Origin of the sequence: Streptomyces sp. NPDC088794, assembly GCF_044750545.1 — a bacterium.
Taxonomy (GTDB): domain Bacteria; phylum Actinomycetota; class Actinomycetes; order Streptomycetales; family Streptomycetaceae; genus Streptomyces.
Map to the genome: position 1 here is coordinate 1 of NZ_JBIVKB010000013.1, position 16,810 is coordinate 16,810.

General features: G+C 72.6%; 14 protein-coding genes. 6 read left to right on the forward strand and 8 right to left on the reverse strand.

Annotation, left to right across the window (positions count from 1 at the left end; translation table 11 throughout):
- Positions 1-140: 140 nt before the first annotated feature.
- A complete protein-coding gene (locus ACIP6U_RS31470; protein ID WP_401724836.1) occupies positions 141-2,573 on the reverse strand; it encodes a helix-hairpin-helix domain-containing protein in 2,433 nt (810 codons plus the stop codon).
- Positions 2,570-3,556 carry an aldo/keto reductase gene (locus ACIP6U_RS31475; protein WP_401724839.1) on the reverse strand — a complete coding sequence of 329 codons (987 nt, stop codon included), beginning with the start codon at positions 3,554-3,556 and terminating at the stop codon, positions 2,570-2,572. Before ACIP6U_RS31475 ends, ACIP6U_RS31470 begins: the two co-directional genes overlap by 4 nt.
- Before the next feature lie 175 nt (positions 3,557-3,731).
- Between ACIP6U_RS31475 and ACIP6U_RS31480 the strand changes: the two genes are divergently transcribed.
- Together ACIP6U_RS31480 and ACIP6U_RS31485 are read left to right on the forward strand one after the other, a co-directional pair.
- A complete protein-coding gene (locus ACIP6U_RS31480; RefSeq protein ID WP_401724841.1) occupies positions 3,732-4,787 on the forward strand; it encodes an LLM class F420-dependent oxidoreductase in 1,056 nt (351 codons plus the stop codon).
- A 287-nt stretch (positions 4,788-5,074) separates the two neighbouring features.
- Positions 5,075-5,863 carry a ferritin-like domain-containing protein gene (locus ACIP6U_RS31485; protein WP_401724843.1) on the forward strand — a complete coding sequence of 263 codons (789 nt, stop codon included), beginning with the start codon at positions 5,075-5,077 and terminating at the stop codon, positions 5,861-5,863.
- 22 nt (positions 5,864-5,885) lie between these two features.
- Here ACIP6U_RS31485 and corA read toward each other — a convergent pair whose 3' ends face one another.
- Positions 5,886-6,881 carry a magnesium/cobalt transporter CorA gene (corA, locus tag ACIP6U_RS31490; protein WP_401724845.1) on the reverse strand — a complete coding sequence of 332 codons (996 nt, stop codon included), beginning with the start codon at positions 6,879-6,881 and terminating at the stop codon, positions 5,886-5,888.
- A 62-nt stretch (positions 6,882-6,943) separates the two neighbouring features.
- Here corA and ACIP6U_RS31495 point away from each other — a divergent pair, with 62 nt between their 5' ends.
- The 4 genes from ACIP6U_RS31495 to mshC all read left to right on the forward strand — a co-directional run bounded on the left by ACIP6U_RS31495 (position 6,944) and on the right by mshC (position 10,430).
- The gene (locus ACIP6U_RS31495; protein WP_124002673.1) at positions 6,944-7,630 is read left to right on the forward strand and encodes a histidine phosphatase family protein; all 687 of its coding nucleotides are present in this window, start codon (positions 6,944-6,946) and stop codon (positions 7,628-7,630) included.
- A 76-nt stretch (positions 7,631-7,706) separates the two neighbouring features.
- A complete protein-coding gene (locus ACIP6U_RS31500; RefSeq protein WP_401724848.1) occupies positions 7,707-8,297 on the forward strand; it encodes a DUF3090 domain-containing protein in 591 nt (196 codons plus the stop codon).
- Positions 8,261-9,079, forward strand: a complete 819-nt coding sequence (locus ACIP6U_RS31505) for an SCO1664 family protein (protein WP_401724851.1) — start codon at positions 8,261-8,263, stop codon at positions 9,077-9,079. The genes ACIP6U_RS31500 and ACIP6U_RS31505 overlap by 37 nt, the downstream gene beginning before the upstream one ends.
- 121 nt (positions 9,080-9,200) lie before the next feature.
- Complete coding sequence (gene mshC, locus ACIP6U_RS31510) at positions 9,201-10,430, forward strand: cysteine--1-D-myo-inosityl 2-amino-2-deoxy-alpha-D-glucopyranoside ligase (protein WP_401724854.1); 1,230 nt, start codon at positions 9,201-9,203, stop codon at positions 10,428-10,430.
- A gap of 70 nt (positions 10,431-10,500) precedes the next feature.
- On the opposite strand, the gene ACIP6U_RS31515 is transcribed toward mshC, so the two are convergent.
- From ACIP6U_RS31515 to ACIP6U_RS31535, 5 genes are all read right to left on the reverse strand, one after another.
- Positions 10,501-12,219, reverse strand: a complete 1,719-nt coding sequence (locus tag ACIP6U_RS31515) for a S8 family peptidase (RefSeq protein WP_401724857.1) — start codon at positions 12,217-12,219, stop codon at positions 10,501-10,503.
- Positions 12,220-12,317: 98 nt separating this feature from the next.
- Positions 12,318-13,307: a PAC2 family protein gene (locus tag ACIP6U_RS31520; protein ID WP_401724859.1), complete on the reverse strand. Its 990-nt coding sequence runs from the start codon at positions 13,305-13,307 to the stop codon at positions 12,318-12,320.
- A 172-nt stretch (positions 13,308-13,479) separates the two neighbouring features.
- The gene (locus ACIP6U_RS31525; RefSeq protein WP_124002679.1) at positions 13,480-14,151 is read right to left on the reverse strand and encodes a FadR/GntR family transcriptional regulator; all 672 of its coding nucleotides are present in this window, start codon (positions 14,149-14,151) and stop codon (positions 13,480-13,482) included.
- A gap of 120 nt (positions 14,152-14,271) precedes the next feature.
- Positions 14,272-15,024: a nucleoside phosphorylase gene (locus ACIP6U_RS31530; protein ID WP_401724862.1), complete on the reverse strand. Its 753-nt coding sequence runs from the start codon at positions 15,022-15,024 to the stop codon at positions 14,272-14,274.
- A 163-nt stretch (positions 15,025-15,187) separates the two neighbouring features.
- Positions 15,188-16,804 carry an FAD-dependent oxidoreductase gene (locus ACIP6U_RS31535; protein ID WP_401724864.1) on the reverse strand — a complete coding sequence of 539 codons (1,617 nt, stop codon included), beginning with the start codon at positions 16,802-16,804 and terminating at the stop codon, positions 15,188-15,190.
- Positions 16,805-16,810 lie beyond the last annotated feature (6 nt).

Here is a 16,810-nt window from a genome sequence, read left to right on the forward strand (position 1 = left end):
TGTACCCCGTGGGGGACGGGCACCCTGGGGCGGGGGCCCCCGAGTTTCGCGGGGGCGGGCGGGGGGGGGGGTGCGCGGCCGGGGGGGGGGGGGGGGGGCAAAACCCCCCCCGGGCCCCGCCGCCGTTCCCGTCGCGTGCCTCAGCCGGCGGCGGCCACCGGCACCTGCGGGGCGAGCAGCACCGGCAGCCGGGTCGTGCGCGGCTTCGGCGGCACCTCGGACACGGCCCGGGCAAGGGCCTGCTCCACGCCGTGCACCACGGACAGATGACGGTCCGCCCGGCCGAACGCCGTGTAGACCCACGGACGGCTGAGAGCCTGCGCAGCGTCCCCCGGCAGCACCACGACCACCGCGGGCCAGTGCGCCCCCACCGCCTGGTGCGCGGTCAACGCCCAGCCGTGCCGCACGGACTGCTCCACTTGCTCCTTCGGTACGACGACGGGGGCGCCCGAGACGGACAGGTGCAGCCCGTCGGCGTCCGCCGTCACCACCCGGCCCGGCACCGAGCGCCCCGGCGCGGGGGAGTAGGCGATCCGGTCACCCGGGTCGAACCCGCCGAAGCGGCCGGGACCGGGGTTGAGCCGCTCCTTCAGCGCCGCGTTCAGCGCACGCGTGCCCGCCGCGCCGCCGTGCCCCGGCGTGATCACCTGCGTCTGCTCGGCCGGGACACCGATCGCCCGCGGCACCGAGTCGGCGACGAGCTGCACGGTCCGGTGCACGGCCTCGCCCGCGTCCCGCACCGGCACGATCACAACCTCCTTGCCGGGCGCCTCGACCTGGTTCAGCTCGCCGATGCCGACACCGGAGACCAGCTCACCGAGCGGACCGGGATCCGGCACCCGCGAGGCGACCGAGGGGCAGACCCGCGCGGCCAGCAGATCGGCGAACACCCGCCCGGGCCCCGCCGACCACAGCCCCGCCGGGTCGCCGGCCAGCACCAGCCGAGCGCCGTCCGGCAACGACTCGACGAGCAACGCGGCGCTCTCCACGTCCAGTTGGGGCGCGTCGAGCACGACCAGGAGATCGAGATCCAACGCACCCTCACCGTCCCGCCCCGGCCCCTCGGTCCCGGAGAGGAGCCCGGCGACGGTGGCGACCGGGCTGTCCGCTGCGCCGTCGTCCGCCGCTGAGCCGCCAGTCGGGGGTTCGGTCGACGAACTGCCGTCCGAGGCAGCGTCGTTGGGACTCCCGGCACCTGTCAGACGCTCCGCGAAACGGTCCCGTCCGATCACGGAGTGCGCGGCGGCCCAGGAGCGCAGGCCGAGGCCGGTCGCCGCGTCGAGCAGCGCCGCCGGTTCGACGAGGGACGCCTCGCCGCCGGTGTGGAGCACCAGGGCGTGGCCCGCGACCGCGCGGAGGAGTTCGGCGGTCGAACCCTTCGCCGCACCGGCGGCCCGCTCCCACTCCTCGGCCGAACCGTCCTCCTTCGGCACCGAGTTGATCACCCGGGCCAGACCGTCGGCGAGGCTCTCCTCCGCGAGCGCGTACCGCTCGAGACCGATCAGGACCCGGACCGGGCGCTCCGCACCCTCACCGTCCTCGCCGTCCCCCTCGCCCTCGTCGTGCCCGGCAGAAGCAGAAGCAGAAGCCGGTACCGGCGCGGTCGGGTCGAGGGCGTCCTCGAAGACCAGCGCTTCGCCCTCCGCGACGGTGCTCTGCACGGCCGCGTCCGGATCCGGCACGCCCCGCTGGGTCAGGGCCGCGGTGAGCGCAGGCATCTCCAGCGCCGTGTGCCCGGCCAGCGCGGCCTGCTCCAGGAGCCAGCCGGTGAGCGCCCGGCCGCGCCGCTCGTCGTCCGGACCGCACTCCGCGCCGAGCAACGCCCGTGCGAACCCGTCCGCCTGCTCGGGGCGTACCGCGCCGACGCGCAGCAGCAGCCAGGGGTCGGCCCGCAACTGGTCCTCCGCGCCCTCGCCGAGCGCGGCGGCGACCTGCGGGGCGAGCGCGTCCGGGGCGCCGCCCTCGGTCAGCACGCGGCGTACGGCATCGACGGACTCCGTCCCCGGGGACATGGGCGCGGCGGCGGCCGGCGCGGGCTGCGGACGACGTACCGGCTCGGAGTCGGGGCGGCGCGGGGCGGGCGGTTCGCGCCGGGCCACGGCGACGGGCTTCTCGCCGCTCTCCACGGCGCGCACCGCGGCCAGCAGATCGGCGGCCGTCCCGCTCAGCTTGGTGCCGGCCGCGATGGGCCCCTGCTTCTCGGCCTTGCGCCGCTCGATCCGCTCCCGCTCGATCCGCTGCGCCGCCAACTCGGCCTCGGCCTCGGACTTCTGCCGGGCGGCTTCCCCGTCGGCGTCGGCATCTCCCTTGCCCTCGGCCGCACTTCCCTCGCCGGTCTCCCCGGTCTCGCCTTCGCCACCGGCCTCGCTGTCACCGCCGGCTGACTCGGTCCCGTCGCCGGAAGACTCTGAGACCCCCTCGGCGGCAGCTCCCGATTCCCCTTCGCCGGAAGCCCCCGATTCCCCTTCGACAGAGGCCTCTTCCCCCGAGGCACCCTCCACCGCGCCCCCCGGCTCGACGCCCCCCGGTGTCCCCGGCTCCGTTTCCTCCGTGGTCTCCGGTTCCGTGCTCACAGCGTGCTCCAGTCGTGATCGGGATAGCGGTGCACGGGCGCCGACACATCGTCGAGCGCCCGGCAGATCTCGTCAGGAAGACTAAGGGCCTCCACTGACAATGCCGCCGTGAGCTGCTGCGCGTTGCGCGCGCCGACGACGGGCGCGGTCACGCCGGGCCGGTCGCGGATCCAGGCCAGGGCGACCTGAAGGGGCGTCACGGCGAGCCCGTCCGCCGCGGTCTGCACGGCGTCGACGATGCGGCTCGCCGTGTCGTCCAGGTACGGCTCGACGAACAGGCCCAGATGCTCGGAGGCGCCGCGCGAGTCCGGGGGGACGACGTCGCCCCGGTACTTGCCGGTGAGCACCCCGCGCCCCAGCGGCGAGGACGGCAGCAGGCCGATCCCCAGGTCCAGCGCGGCCGGCAGCACCTCGCGCTCGACCCCGCGCTGCAGCAGCGAGTACTCCATCTGCGTGCTCGACAGCCGGGTGCGGTTGCCGGGCGCGGCCAACTGCCAGGTCGCCGCCTTCGCCAGCTGCCAGCCGCAGAAGTTGGAGACGCCGGCGTAACGGGCCCGGCCGCTGCTCACCGCCAGGTCGAGCGCGTGGAGGGTCTCCTCCAGCGGGGTGTACGGGTCGAAGGCGTGGATGTGCCAGACGTCGACGTAGTCCGTGCCGAGGCGGGCCAGGGACGCGTCCAGCGCGGCCAGCAGATGTCCGCGCGAGCCGTCGAAGCGCCGGTCCGGGTCCGGCACGCTGCCCGCCTTGGTGGAGATGACCAGGTCCCGCCGGGGGACCAGCCCTTCTATGAGGCGTCCGAGCAGGTACTCGGCCTCGCCGTCGCCGTACACGTCGGCCGTGTCGACGAGTGTCCCGCCCGCTTCCCAGAAGGTCTTCAGGACGTCCGCGGCGTCGTGCTCGTCGGTGTCCCTGCCCCAGGTGAGTGTGCCGAGTCCGATACGGGACACGCGAAGACCGGTACGGCCGAGATGCCTCTGCTCCATGAACGCCGACATTACTGGCCATGGATCGAGCTGTGGGTGCCTGTGGACAACGGATTGTCGATACGGCACCGGACCGGTGTGGGCCGACCGACACGACCGCCACCTGCCCCGATCCGCGCCCGCGCGCTAAGGTCAGCCGGCAAGGGACGTTACTGATCGGTAAGGGGAATCGGCCATGCAGCTCGGGATCAACCTCGGCTACTGGGGTGCCGGAATGGACGGGGACAACCTCGCGGTCGCGCAGGAGGCCGACCGGCTCGGGTACGCCGTGTGCTGGGCCGCGGAGGCCTACGGGTCGGACGCGGCCACCGTGCTCTCCTGGGTCGCCGCCAAGACCGAGCGGATCGACATCGGCTCGGCCATCTTCCAGATCCCAGCCCGCCAGCCGACGATGACGGCGATGACCGCCGCAACCCTGGACTCGCTCTCCGGCGGCCGCTTCCGGCTCGGTCTCGGCGTCTCCGGCCCGCAGGTCTCCGAGGGCTGGTACGGCGTCAAGTTCGACAAGCCGCTGGCACGCACGCGTGAGTACGTCGAGATCGTCCGCAGGGCGATGACCCGCGAGCGGCTGTCGTACGACGGCGCGCACTGGACGCTGCCGCTGCCCGACGGCCCCGGCAAGCCGCTCAAGCTGATCGTGCACCCGGAGCGCGAGCACATCCCGCTCTACATCGCCGCGATCGGCCCCAAGAACCTGGAGCAGACCGGCGAGATCGCCGACGGCGCCCTGCTGATCTTCCCCTCCGCCGAGCACCTGGAGGAGACCGCGATCAGCCACCTGCGCGCGGGACGCGAGAAGGCCGGTCTGACCCTCGACGGGTTCGACGTGTGCCCGACGCTTCCGCTCGCCCTCGGCGAGGACAAGGACGTCGCCACGCTCGCCGACTTCTTCCGCCCCTACACCGCGCTGTACGTCGGCGGCATGGGCAGCCGCAAGCAGAACTTCTACAACCAGCTCGCGCGGCGCATGGGCTACGAGGAGGCCGCCGTCGAGGTCCAGGACAAGTACCTGTCCGGGGACAAGCAGGGCGCCGCGGCCGCGATCCCGCACGACCTGATCGACAAGACCACGCTGCTCGGATCCGTGGAGCGCATCGCGGACCGGATGAAGGAGTACGCGGCGGCCGGCGTGACCACCCTGACGCTGTCGCCCGCGGGCTTCACGCTCGACGAGCGGATCGCCGCGCTCCGGGCCGGCACGGAGGCCCTGGAACTCGCCGGGCTGGCCTGACGCACACGGCGGCCCCGCGAGGAAGTTCTGCGGCCGTGGTGGGGGCTCGGGGGTCTCCCCGCCACGGCCGTCACGGGGAACAACGCGCCGGGGCCCCACGCGGTTACGCCCCCCGGAGACCCGTGCTGTTACGCCCGGAGATGCCCCTGGGCGTCCTCCTTTTGGCGGAGTTGTCCGACACAGCTGTTGCAGCACCTCTGGCGCCGCATTTGACTCGTTCTTTGCTGATTCCCGCGATGTCCCGCGATGTCCGCGGCGGCCCGCGAACCCGCAGAGAGGTGTCCACGATGCTTTCGGCAAAGAGCCTGTTCCAGGAGATCCTCGACGACGACGAGTCCTTCGCCCTGTTCTGCTCCATCGCGGCCAGCGGCGAGTCGCAGGGCGGCTGGGAGAACGCGCGCATCGCCGCCCTCGTACCCCCGGACGAGCGCGCGCTCGCCCCCAAGATCGCCCGGCACGGCGCGGACGAGGACAAGCACGGGCGGATCTTCAACGCCCTCATGAGGAAGCGCGGCCTCAAGCCCGTCCCCGTCCCGCCCGACACCGACTACACGATGCTCCTGGAGAAGCACGGCATCGGTCTCGCCCACGAGAAGCTCAAGGGCGACGAACCGCTCACGGTCCGGGACATCGTCACCTACCTCGCCCACAGCCGGGTCACCGAACAGCGCGCCTCCGAGCAGATGGAGCTGCTGCGCAGGCGCTTCGCCGACCACCCCGACCTCGGCCGCGCGGTGAAGATGATCTCCAACGACGAGGACAACCACCTCGCCTACTGCCACGAGGAACTCCTGCGGTTCGCGCACGCCGGACACGGCCGCGCGATCCAGCGCACGCTGCGCGAGTGCGCGCTGGCCGAGATCCGCGTCTACCGGGACGTCAGCCTCGCCGTGATGGCCCACATGGGCCGCATCCTCGACTGGCCCCGACCCAAGTCCGCGGCGCTCGCGGCCGGCATCCACGCCGTGTACGCCTACGAGCGGACCGCGGGCTGGCGCCGGATGGTGAGCCTCAGGACGCCCGACCGGCGCGACGCGCTCGGCGGCCCCGCCACCGCGGCCCCCGAGTTCGCCTGACCCCGGTCCCGCACCCGCCGCCCTACAGCCAGTCCCGTTTCTTGAACTGCCGGTACAGCAGCACCTCCAGGCCGGCCATGAGCGCGATGACGCCCGGATACCCCCACATCCAGTGCAGCTCCGGCATGTGGTCGAAGTTCATGCCGTAGATCCCCGCGATCATCGTGGGGACCGCGGCCATGGCCGCCCACGCGGAGATCTTCCGCATGTCGTCGTTCTGCCGGACGCTCATCTGCGCGAGATGCGCCGACAGGACGTCCGAGACCAGCCGGTCCAGGCCCTCCACGGACTCGTTCACGCGCGTGAGGTGGTCGTTGACGTCCCGGAAGAAGGGCCGCGCCTTCTCGTTGACGAAGGGCACCGAGAGACCGGACTGCCCGAAGCCCGCCAGCCGGGTCACCGGCAGCGCCAGCGGCCCGGTCGCCCGCCGGAACTCCAGCACCTGCCGCTTGAACGTGTAGATCCGGGACGCGGTGTTGCGCGAGCCCCCGCGGTCCGGCGAGAACACCTCCGCCTCCAGCTCCTCCAGGTCGGTCTGCAACTCGGCCGCGACGTCCAGGTAGTGGTCGACGACGTCGTCGGCGATCGCGTACAGCACCGCGGTGGGCCCCTTGTGGAGCATCTGGGGCTCACGTTCGAGCCGCTCCCGTACGGCCTTGAGCGGGGAGCCCTCGCCGTGCCGGACGGTCACCACGAACGCGTCGCCGAGGAAGACCATGACCTCGCCGCTGGAGACCCGGTCGCTCTCCTGCTCGTAGACGACCGGCTTGAGCACGAGGAACAGCGAGTCGTCGTAGACCTCCAGCTTGGGCCGCTGATGGGCCTTCAGGGCGTCCTCGACCGCCAGCGGGTGCAGCCCGAACTCCTGGGTGACCAGGTCGAATTCCTGCTCCGAGGGCTCGTGCAGCCCGATCCAGACGAAGCCGCCCCTGTCCCGCGCCTCGGCCAGGGCGTCGGAGAAGTCCGCGGGGCCGTCCGTACGTTGTCCGTCGCGGTAGATGCCACAGTCGACGATCACGGAGCGTATTCTCCCGTCGCCCGCACTCCACCGCATCCGGCGGTGTGCCTACCCTGGGCCGCATGCCCACGTTGATCCTGGTCCGGCACGGACGTTCCACCGCCAACACCGAAGGGGTGCTCGCCGGCTGGACGCCCGGCGTCGCGCTCGACGAACGAGGTGCCGCGCAGGCGGCCGCGCTGCCCGGCCGCCTCGCCGAGCTGCCGCTCTCCGAGATCGTCACGAGCCCGCTGCAGCGCTGCCAGGAGACGCTCGCCCCGCTGCTGGCGGCCCGCCCGGACGTCACCGTCCACACCGAGGAGCGGATCGGCGAGTGCCACTACGGCGACTGGTCCGGCCGCAAGCTCGCCGAACTCATGGACGAGCCCCTGATGCAGGTCGTCCAGGCGCACCCGACGGCCGCCGCGTTCCCCGGCGGCGAGTCGATGCGGGCGATGCAGACCCGCGCGGCCGAGGCCGTACGCGAGTGGAACGCGCGCGTGGAGCGCGATCACGGCCCCGACGCGGTGTATCTGATGTGCTCGCACGGCGACATCATCAAGTCTCTTGTGGCGGACGCACTCGGACTTCATCTCGACCTCTTCCAGAGGATCTCCGTTGAACCGTGTTCCATCACCGCGATCCGTTACACACGTCTGAGGCCGTTTCTCGTCCGCCTCGGTGACACCGGTGACTTCACCTCTCTGGTGCCGCGCGAGGAGCCGCCGGCCGACGACGCCCCGGTCGGGGGCGGTGCGGGCGCACCGTGATCGTCGGGCGCAGTAGGGTGAAGCGGTCGCTTTAGCGCCGGTCCCTTTGTCGATCCCCGATTCCAGGAGACAGGACGTGTCCCGTCAGGTGTTCCTCTACGACCCCCCGGACCGCTTCGTGGCCGGTACGGTCGGACTGCCCGGACGCCGTACGTTCTTCCTCCAGGCCACCGCAGGCCCCCGGGTGACCAGCGTGGCCCTGGAGAAGACCCAGGTCGCCGCCCTCGCCGAGCGCATGGAAGAGCTGCTCGACGAGGTCGTACGGCGCAGCGGCGGCAATGCCCCGGTCCCGGCCGTGGTGCCCACCGAGATCTCCGACTCCGCCCCCCTGGACACCCCCGTCGAGGAGGAGTTCCGGGTCGGCACCATGGCGCTGGCCTGGGACGGCGAGGGCGAGCGCATGATCGTCGAGGCGCAGGCCCTGGTGGAGCTGGACGCCGACTCCGACGAGGACCTCGCCGAGGCCGAGGAGCGCCTCCTCCAGGACGAGGAGAACGGGCCCCCGATGCTGCGGGTCCGGCTGACCGGCGCGCAGGCCAGGGCCTTCACCAAGCGCGCCCTGGACGTCGTCAACGCCGGGCGGCCGCCGTGTCCGCTGTGCAGTCTCCCGCTCGACCCGGAAGGACACGTATGTCCGCGCCAGAACGGATACCGCCGCGGAGCGTGACCACGGCAGAGCTGCTGACCCGGGGCGAGCTGACGGTCCGCGGGCAGATCAGGGAAGCGTCCAATGCGGTGCTGTACTGCTCCGTCTCCCACGAGGGGGCGGAAGCCGCCTGCGTCTACAAGCCGGTCCGCGGCGAGCGCCCCCTGTGGGACTTCCCCGACGGCAACCTCGCCCGGCGCGAGGTCGCCGCGTACGAGGTCTCCGAGGCCACCGGCTGGGGCCTGGTGCCCCTCACCGTGCTGCGCGACGGACCCTTCGGCGAGGGCATGTGCCAGCTGTGGATCGAGGGCGAGGCGGGCTCCGAACTGCTCGCCCTGGTGGACACCGAGGAGCCGGCGCCGGGCTGGAAGGCGATCGGCCTCGCGGAGGTCGGCGAGGGCGAGACCGCGCTGCTCGTGCACGCCGACGACGAGCGGCTGCGCCGGCTCGCCGTCCTGGACGCGGTCATCAACAACGCCGACCGCAAGGGCGGGCACCTGCTGCCCACGGCCGGCGGCCGGCTCTACGGCATCGATCACGGCGTGACCTTCAACACCGAGAACAAGCTGCGCACCCTGCTGTGGGGCTGGGCGGGGGAGCCGCTGACCGCCGAGGCGGTCGACGTCCTCAAGGGCCTCCAGGAGGCGCTGGGGGCGTCGGGAGCGCTCACCGAACGGCTGTCCGGACTGATCACCGCGGCCGAACTCGACGCCACCCGCGCGCGCGTGGACGACCTGCTGACCTCGGGGAAGCACCCCGAGCCCAGCGGTGAGTGGCCGGCCATTCCCTGGCCGCCCGTCTAGCGGCCCACCCCGCACACCCCGGCCCGCTGCACACCGGGCCGTACCGTGCAAGAAGGCCTTACCGGCCATCCGGGCCCGGTCCGGTTCGTATACGGAACATCCGTCCGGTTAGGCTCATGACATGCATGCCTGGCCCGCTTCCGAGGTCCCCGCCCTGCCTGGTCAGGGCCGCGACCTGAGGATCCACGACACCGCGACCGGCGGTCTGGTCACCCTCGACCCCGGTCCCGTCGCCCGTATCTACGTCTGCGGCATCACGCCCTACGACGCCACCCACATGGGGCACGCGGCGACCTACAACGCGTTCGACCTCGTGCAGCGCGTGTGGCTCGACACCAAGCGCCAGGTTCACTACGTCCAGAACGTGACCGACGTCGACGACCCGCTCCTGGAGCGGGCGCAGCGGGACGACGTCGACTGGGTCGACCTCGCCGAGCAGGAGACGGCCCTCTTCCGCGAGGACATGACCGCCCTGCGGATGCTGCCCCCGAAGCACTACATCGGCGCGGTCGAGGCGATACCCGGCATCGTCCCGCTCGTCGAGCGGCTGCGGGACGCCGGCGCGGCCTACGAACTCGAAGGTGACGTCTACTTCTCCGTCGAGGCCGACCCCCACTTCGGCAAGGTCTCGAACCTCGACGCCGCCGCCATGCGGCTGCTGTCCGCCGAGCGCGGCGGCGACCCCGAGCGCCCCGGCAAGAAGAACCCCCTCGACCCGATGCTGTGGCTGGCCGCCCGCGAGGGAGAGCCCAGCTGGGACGGCGGTTCGCTCGGCCGCGGCCGGCCCGGCTGGCACATCGAGTGCGTCGCCATCGCCCTCGACCACCTCGGCATGGGCTTCGACGTCCAGGGCGGCGGCTCCGACCTCGCCTTCCCGCACCACGAGATGGGCGCCTCGCACGCCCAGGTGCTGACCGGCGAGTTCCCGATGGCCAAGGCGTACGTGCACGCCGGCATGGTCGGTCTCGACGGCGAGAAGATGTCCAAGTCCAGGGGCAACCTGGTCTTCGTCTCCGCGCTCCGCCGCGCCGGCGTCGACCCCGCCGCCATCCGGCTCACTCTGCTCGCCCACCACTACCGCGCCGACTGGGAGTGGACCGACCAGGTCCTCCCCGACGCCGAGGCCCGGCTCGCCCGCTGGCGCGCCGCCGTCTCCCGTCCCGACGGCCCGCCCGCCGAGACGCTCGTCGAGGAGCTCCGCGAGGCCCTCGCGAACGACCTCGACGCCCCGGCCGCGCTCGCCGCGGTCGACCGCTGGGCGGCCCTCCAGCGGGACCGCGGCGGCAGCGACGAGGGCGCCCCCGGCGTCGTATCGCGCGCGGTGGACGCCCTGTTGGGCGTGGCGCTCTAGCAACCGGTCGCAGGACAGGGGCGGTTCCTCCCACGGGTGGAGCCGCCTCTGTCCCGATCTCCCGTGAGCGTCAGCCCGTCACGACCAGGCCGACGATCTCGTCGTCCGAGAACCACACCCGGACATCCGGCCGTCCGCTCGCGAACGCGGAGTGCACCGCCTGGCGGATCTCCGCAGACGGGCGGTTCAGACTGCGCCACGCGCCGGCCACGAACAGCCGGAGCCTGGGCGGGAGTTCGGGCGGGTACGGCAGCAACTCGTCCCAGTACCTCTCGGCTTGGCCGGAGCCGACGGCGGGCGGCAGCAACTGGCCGACCGCCGCCTTGATGTCGGGCCGGTTGCCGATCCGCTGCGAGGCGGGCCGGCCCGGCGCGTCCTGCTGCGGGGAACCCGAGGCCCGCAGGACCGCGCGGGCCCGTTCCGGGGTCATCGGCGGCCGGGCGGCCGCCTTGAGCATGCCCTGCAACGCGGCCAGCGCGCCGACCACGACCGAGGAGGCGGCGGAGGTACCCGAGAACGTGTCCGTGTACCAGGCGATCTCCTCGGGCCCGCCCCGCAGATCCCCGGGCCGGTCCCAGTGGCCGCCGGTGGTGGTGACCTCGCGGCCCCAGCCCTGCGCGTCCACGCGGGCGCCGTGGTTGGAGAACGCGAGCCGCGACCGGTCAGGACCGTGGTCGCGGCCGTGCGTGCCGGGCGGCGGGGCGCCCGCGCCGACCAGGACGGCCCCGGAGGACGGGTGGGCGGGGTTGAACGGGTTGCGCCACCACTCGGGGAACCCGTCGGGGCGGCGCTCGTACAGCGCGTCGTCGAGCGACTCGCCGCCGTTGCCCGCGGCCGCCACCACCAGGACACCCCTGGCGGTCGCGTACCGGACGGCCGCGTAGTCGTCCGGCCACCACTCGATCGCCATGTACCCGCGCTGGTCCTCGCGTTCGGCGTACGCGAAGCGCGGTCCGGGGCGGTGGAGTTCGACCAGTACGACGTCCCCCGGGCCGAGCCGGTCGGCCGCCGCGTGGATCGCCGCCGCCGTGCCGATGCCCTGGACGGACGCGGCGGCGGTGACCGCCTCCGGGACGATCCCGGTGACGCCGGACCCGCTCCGGTCGCCGCCGATCACACCGATCACGGCCGTGCCGTGGTTGCGCCACGCGAGGTCGGTCAGCGGGGTGCCGATCACGACACCGGCCAGCCGCCCGGCCAGGTCCTCGTGCCCCAACTGCCAGGCGCCCTCCACGTCGATGACCGTCACCCCCTGCCCCGACCCGCCGGGCCGCTGCCAGGCCCAGTGCGCGTCCGTCCCCTCGGGGGCCGCGCGCAGATAGCCCTGCCGGCCGCTCAAGTCGGGCGTGACCGGAGGGCCTTCCGTCATCCGGCGGTCGTCGTCGGCCACCGTCGCGGGCACGGCACCGGGCTTCACGTAGGCCGTCGCTATCCCCGGCAGCGCGGCGATCCGTTCGCGCAGTTCCCGGGCGCGCCGCTCGCCGGCGCGCAGCCGGTAGAACAGCGCGAGATCGGGCCCGTCGTCCGCCGCGTCCGTCGTCCCGAGGCGTACCTCGCTGCCGAACAGCGGCTCCAGCACGAGCCGTTCCTCGGTGAGGAACAGATCGAGCGCCGACACGTCGACGTCGACGGCCGAGCGCACGCCCCCGGCCCCGGCCCGCAGACCGGCCTCCGGCCGCGCGACGACGATCAGTTCCGGCTCGGCACCCCGGTACGCGAACCCCGCTCCGCCGGGCCCCGGCCCCGGGCCACCGCCCAAATCCTCCGCCCGCTGCACCTGTTCGCTCATCGGATACGGCCCCCTTCCCCCGTCACATGAAGACCCCGCCACATGAAGACGCGCCGCGCAAGAAGAGGGGCGGTGCGCATCGCGCACCGCCCGCTCGTTCATTCCTCCGAGGAATCGTCGTCCTCGGTACCCGGTTTGGGTGGTTTCGGTGGGCGGGTGCGCCCGCTGGGGTTGTCCCGCCGGTACGTACCCGGCGCCGGGCCGTCCCCGCCCTCCGTGGCGTGCCCGCCGGCCCCGCCCGGACCCGAGCCGTCCCGGCGCCGCAGATACCGCTCGAACTCACGGGCGATCGCCTCGCCCGACGCCTCCGGCAGCTCCGCGGTGTCCCGGGCCTCCTCCAGCGTCTGGACGTACTCCGCGACCTCGCTGTCCTCGGCGGCCAGCTGGTCCACGCCGACCTGCCAGGCGCGCGCGTCCTCGGGCAGCTCGCCCAGCGGGATGCGCACGTCGATCAGATCCTCCAGGCGGTTGAGCAGCGCCAGCGTCGCCTTCGGGTTCGGCGGCTGCGACACGTAGTGCGGTACGGCGGCCCACAGGCTCACCGCCGGTACGCCCGCGTGCGTGCAGGCTTCCTGGAGGACGCCCACGATGCCCGTGGGGCCCTCGTACTTGGTCTCCTCCAGGTCCATCCGCTGCGCCAGGTCCGCGTCGGACGTGGTGCCGCTGATCGGGACCGGACGTGTGTGCGGGGTGTCACCGAGCAGGGCGCCGAGGATGACGACCAGCTCCACACCCAGCTCGTGCGCGAAGCCGAGCAGCTCGTTGCAGAACGAACGCCAGCGCATCGACGGTTCGATCCCGCGCACGAGCACCAGGTCACGGGGCTTCTCGCCGCCGATCCGGACCACCGACAACCTTGTCGTCGGCCATGTGATCTTGCGGACGCCTGCGTCCATCCACACCGTGGGGCGGTTCACCTGGAAGTCGTAGTAGTCCTCGGCGTCCAGCGCCGCGAACACCTCGCCCTTCCACTCCCTGTCCAGATGCGCGACCGCGGCGGAGGCGGCGTCACCGGCATCGTTCCAGCCCTCGAACGCGGCCACCATGACCGGGTCGATCAGCTCGGGTACCCCCTCGAGCTCGATCACCCAGGCCTCCTTCCGACGTGCCCTCGCTTGACCACCCAACCTTACGGCGTGCGGCGGGGGCGCCCGCAGCCCCCTTGCACGGGGGAGTGAACGGATCACTGCCCCGTCCGAGCCGCTCGAACACCCAAGATCGCCACCCGCGGCCACCCCGGCGCGATCGCCCGGCGGGCACTCAGAGCGAGGCGCGCAGCCACTGCTCCACGCTCGCGATGTGCACCGTCGCCCACGAGCGCGCCGCCTCCGCGTCCCGGTCGTGCAGGGCGGCCAGGATCGCCCGGTGCTCGCGCAGGGTGCGGCTGACCGCGTCCTCCTGGGTGAGACCGCGCCAGATCCGGGCCCGGGTGGTGGGCCCCGACAGCCCGTCGAGCAGCGAGCAGAGCACGGAGTTGCCGGAGCTCTGCACGATGCCCCGGTGGAAGTCGAGGTCGCAGGCGACCAGCTCCTCCACCGACGGCGCATCGCCCAGCTTGTCCAACTGGGCGGAGAGCGCCCCCAGTTGCTGCTCGCTGATCCGGGAGGCGGCCATCGCGGTGGCGGCCGGCTCCAGGATCCGCCGTACGGCCAGGAACTCCAGGACCGTGTCGTCGCGGTGGAAGTCGACGACGAAACTCAGCGCCTCCAGCAGGAGTTGCGGGTCCAGGCTGGTCACGTACGTGCCGTCGCCCTGGCGTACGTCCAGGATCCGGATCAGCGACAGGGCGCGCACCGCCTCCCGCAGGGAGTTGCGGGACAGGCCCAGTTCGGCGGCGAGTTCGCTCTCCTTGGGCAGTCGGTCGCCGGGGCGCAGCGCGCCGGAGACGATCATGCCCTTGATCTTTTCGATCGCCTCGTCGGTGACTGCCATGCCCGGCCTCCAAGTCGTCCCCGCATGCCTGTTAAGACATCCGATGTCTTACGCCATTATGGCGGTTCAGTGGGCTGAACGGGACGCCGAAGGCGCAGGTCGCCACGATCGGGTCGCCGTTCAGGCCCCGTTCGACTCCGCCAGCAGCCGCAGCGCCTCCAGGGACACCACCGCACCGCGCTCGACGCCCGCCGCGACGACGTCCCGGTGCGGGTCGTACCCACCCGTGGCCTCCTCGTCGACCAGCTCGTCGGCGTTGGCCCCGTCGATCACGACGATCCCGCCGGCCACCAGACCCCGCAGCGACGCCGTGACCAGCAGCGCGGACAGCTCCATCTCGATCGCGGCAAGACCGGCACCCTGGTACGAGAACAGCGGGAGCAGCCCCGGCTGGAAGGCCGCCCGCGTCCACACGATCCCCCGATGGTGCGGGGCACCCGCCTCGCGCGCGGCCCGCTGGAGCGCCAGCACCGCCTCGGGGGAGGCGTACGCCGGATACTCGGGCGGCAGCAACTGCTGCGTCACCCCGTCGTCCCGCACGGCCGCCTCCGCGATCACCAGATCGCCGTCACCGATCCCGGCCTTCATCGCCCCCGCCGTACCGAACCGCAAAAAGGTCCGCACCCCCGCGTCGGCCAACTCCTGGAACAGCAGAACCGCCCCGGGCGCCCCCACCCCGTGCGAGGCCACGGTCACCGGCACACCGTTCCAGGTCCCGCTGAACACGCGGTACTCACGGTGGTACGACACCTCGGTGACCCCGTCCAGCAATGCGGCGACGAGCGCGGCCCGCGCAGGATCACCGACGACCAGGGCCCTGGGGGGAAGCCCGGTGCGGGGGACACGGGTGATGGGCAGGAGGTCCTGAGGCATGAGGGAGGCTCCAGAGAAAGAAACGTTGACGCAGGCACCCTAGGGGCGCGGGGCTGTTATCGATATGCGGCTCCGCCGTGTGAGCGCGACCAGCCACAACGAACCCGCACCCGGCAGAAAAGGGCGGCCCCCACGACGAGGAGCCGCCCTTCCCACACCAACGTCACTTCTTGTCGAGCAGATCCTGAACCTTCGCGCGAACCTCGTCCGTGGCCAGCCCTCGAATCGTCAACGTCGTACGCCTGCGCAGCACATCGTCCTGCGTCTCGGCCCACTCGTTGTCCCGCGCGTACACGACCTGCGCCCAGATCTCGGGGGCGTCCGGGTGGACGCGCTGGGCGAGTTCGGGGTTCTCGTTCGCCAGCCGCGCGATGTCGAACGCCAACGACCCGTAGTGCGTGGCGAGATGCTTCGCCGTGTCCGCGGCCATACGAGGACCGGGCGCCGGACTGTCCACCAGCAACCGGTGCGCGACCGCGCGCGGGTTCGCCACACCAGGCAGCGGCAACTTCTTCGGCAACGACGAGATCGGCTCGAAGTCGTCGCCCAGCGGATGCCCCGGAAGCGACTCCAGCTGCTTCATCACCGTACGGCCGATGTGCCGGAAGGTCGTCCACTTGCCGCCCGCGACGGACAGCATCCCGCCCCGGCCTTCCGTGACCACGGTCTCCCGCTTGGCCTTGGCCGTGCTGCCCGGGCCGCCCGGCAGCACGCGCAGACCCGCGAAGGAGTACGTGATCAGGTCGCGGGAGAGCTGCTGGTCCCGGACCGAGAACGCGGCCTCGTCCAGGATCTGGGATATGTCCTGCTCGGTGACCGAGACGTCCGCGGGGTCGCCCTCGAACTCCTCGTCGGTGGTGCCCAGCAGGAGCATGTCCTCCCAGGGCAGCGCGAAGGTGATGCGGTACTTGTCGATCGGGGTCGCCAGCGCGGCCTTCCAGGGCGCCGTCCGCTTCAGGACGAGGTGCGCGCCCTTCGACAGACGGATCGACGGGGCCGCGTTCGGGTCCTCCAGCTTGCGCAGGTGGTCGACCCACGGGCCGGTGGCGTTCAGCACCAGCCGGGCGTTCACGCCGAACTCGTCGCCGGAGGTGGCGTCGCGCAGCTCCGCGCCGGTCACCCGGCCCTGGGTGAAGCGCAGGCCGGTGACCTGGGCGTGGTTGAGGACGACGGCACCCGCCTCGACGGCCGCGCGGACCGTCATCAGCGCCATGCGCGCGTCGTTCATCTGGTCGTCGCCGTACACGGCCACGGCCTTGAGGTTCTCGGTGCGCAGCTCGGGCACGTCCTGCGCCGCCTTGGCGGGGGAGAGGAGGTGGCCCACGCCGTCACCGAACGCGGAGAGCGCGGAGTAGGCGAAGACGCCCGCCCCGAGCTTCGCCGCGCCGTGCGGCCCGCCCTTGTACACGGGGAGGTAGAAGGTGAGCGGGTTCGCCAGGTGGGGGGCCACCTGGCGGGAGACCGCACGGCGCTCGAAGTGGTTCTCCGCCACCAGCTTCACCGCGCCGGTCTGCAGGTAGCGCAGACCGCCGTGGAGCAGCTTGGAGGAGGCGGAGGAGGTGGCGCCGGCGAAGTCGCCGGCGTCGACCAGGGCCACCCGCAGACCGGACTGCGCGGCGTGCCAGGCGGTGGAGATGCCCAGGATGCCGCCGCCGATGACGAGAAGGTCGTACGACGCCTTGGCGAGCTGCTCCCGGGTCTCGGCGCGGCTCGGGTTGGAGCCGGAGGCCGGGCGCGTGCCCAGGGCAGGCACGGACTGCAGGGTGGACTGACTGGTCATTTCGGG

Coding starts and splice junctions, on each gene's coding strand:
- ACIP6U_RS31485 (WP_401724843.1), top strand. CDS start 5,075: ATGCTTTCGGCAAAGAGCCTGTTCCAGGAGATCCTCGACGACGACGAG.
- ACIP6U_RS31480 (WP_401724841.1), top strand. CDS start 3,732: ATGCAGCTCGGGATCAACCTCGGCTACTGGGGTGCCGGAATGGACGGG.
- ACIP6U_RS31535 (WP_401724864.1), bottom strand. CDS start 16,804: ATGACCAGTCAGTCCACCCTGCAGTCCGTGCCTGCCCTGGGCACGCGC.
- ACIP6U_RS31495 (WP_124002673.1), top strand. CDS start 6,944: ATGCCCACGTTGATCCTGGTCCGGCACGGACGTTCCACCGCCAACACC.
- ACIP6U_RS31530 (WP_401724862.1), bottom strand. CDS start 15,024: ATGCCTCAGGACCTCCTGCCCATCACCCGTGTCCCCCGCACCGGGCTT.
- ACIP6U_RS31505 (WP_401724851.1), top strand. CDS start 8,261: ATGTCCGCGCCAGAACGGATACCGCCGCGGAGCGTGACCACGGCAGAG.
- ACIP6U_RS31525 (WP_124002679.1), bottom strand. CDS start 14,151: ATGGCAGTCACCGACGAGGCGATCGAAAAGATCAAGGGCATGATCGTC.
- mshC (WP_401724854.1), top strand. CDS start 9,201: ATGCATGCCTGGCCCGCTTCCGAGGTCCCCGCCCTGCCTGGTCAGGGC.
- ACIP6U_RS31475 (WP_401724839.1), bottom strand. CDS start 3,556: ATGGAGCAGAGGCATCTCGGCCGTACCGGTCTTCGCGTGTCCCGTATC.
- ACIP6U_RS31515 (WP_401724857.1), bottom strand. CDS start 12,219: ATGAGCGAACAGGTGCAGCGGGCGGAGGATTTGGGCGGTGGCCCGGGG.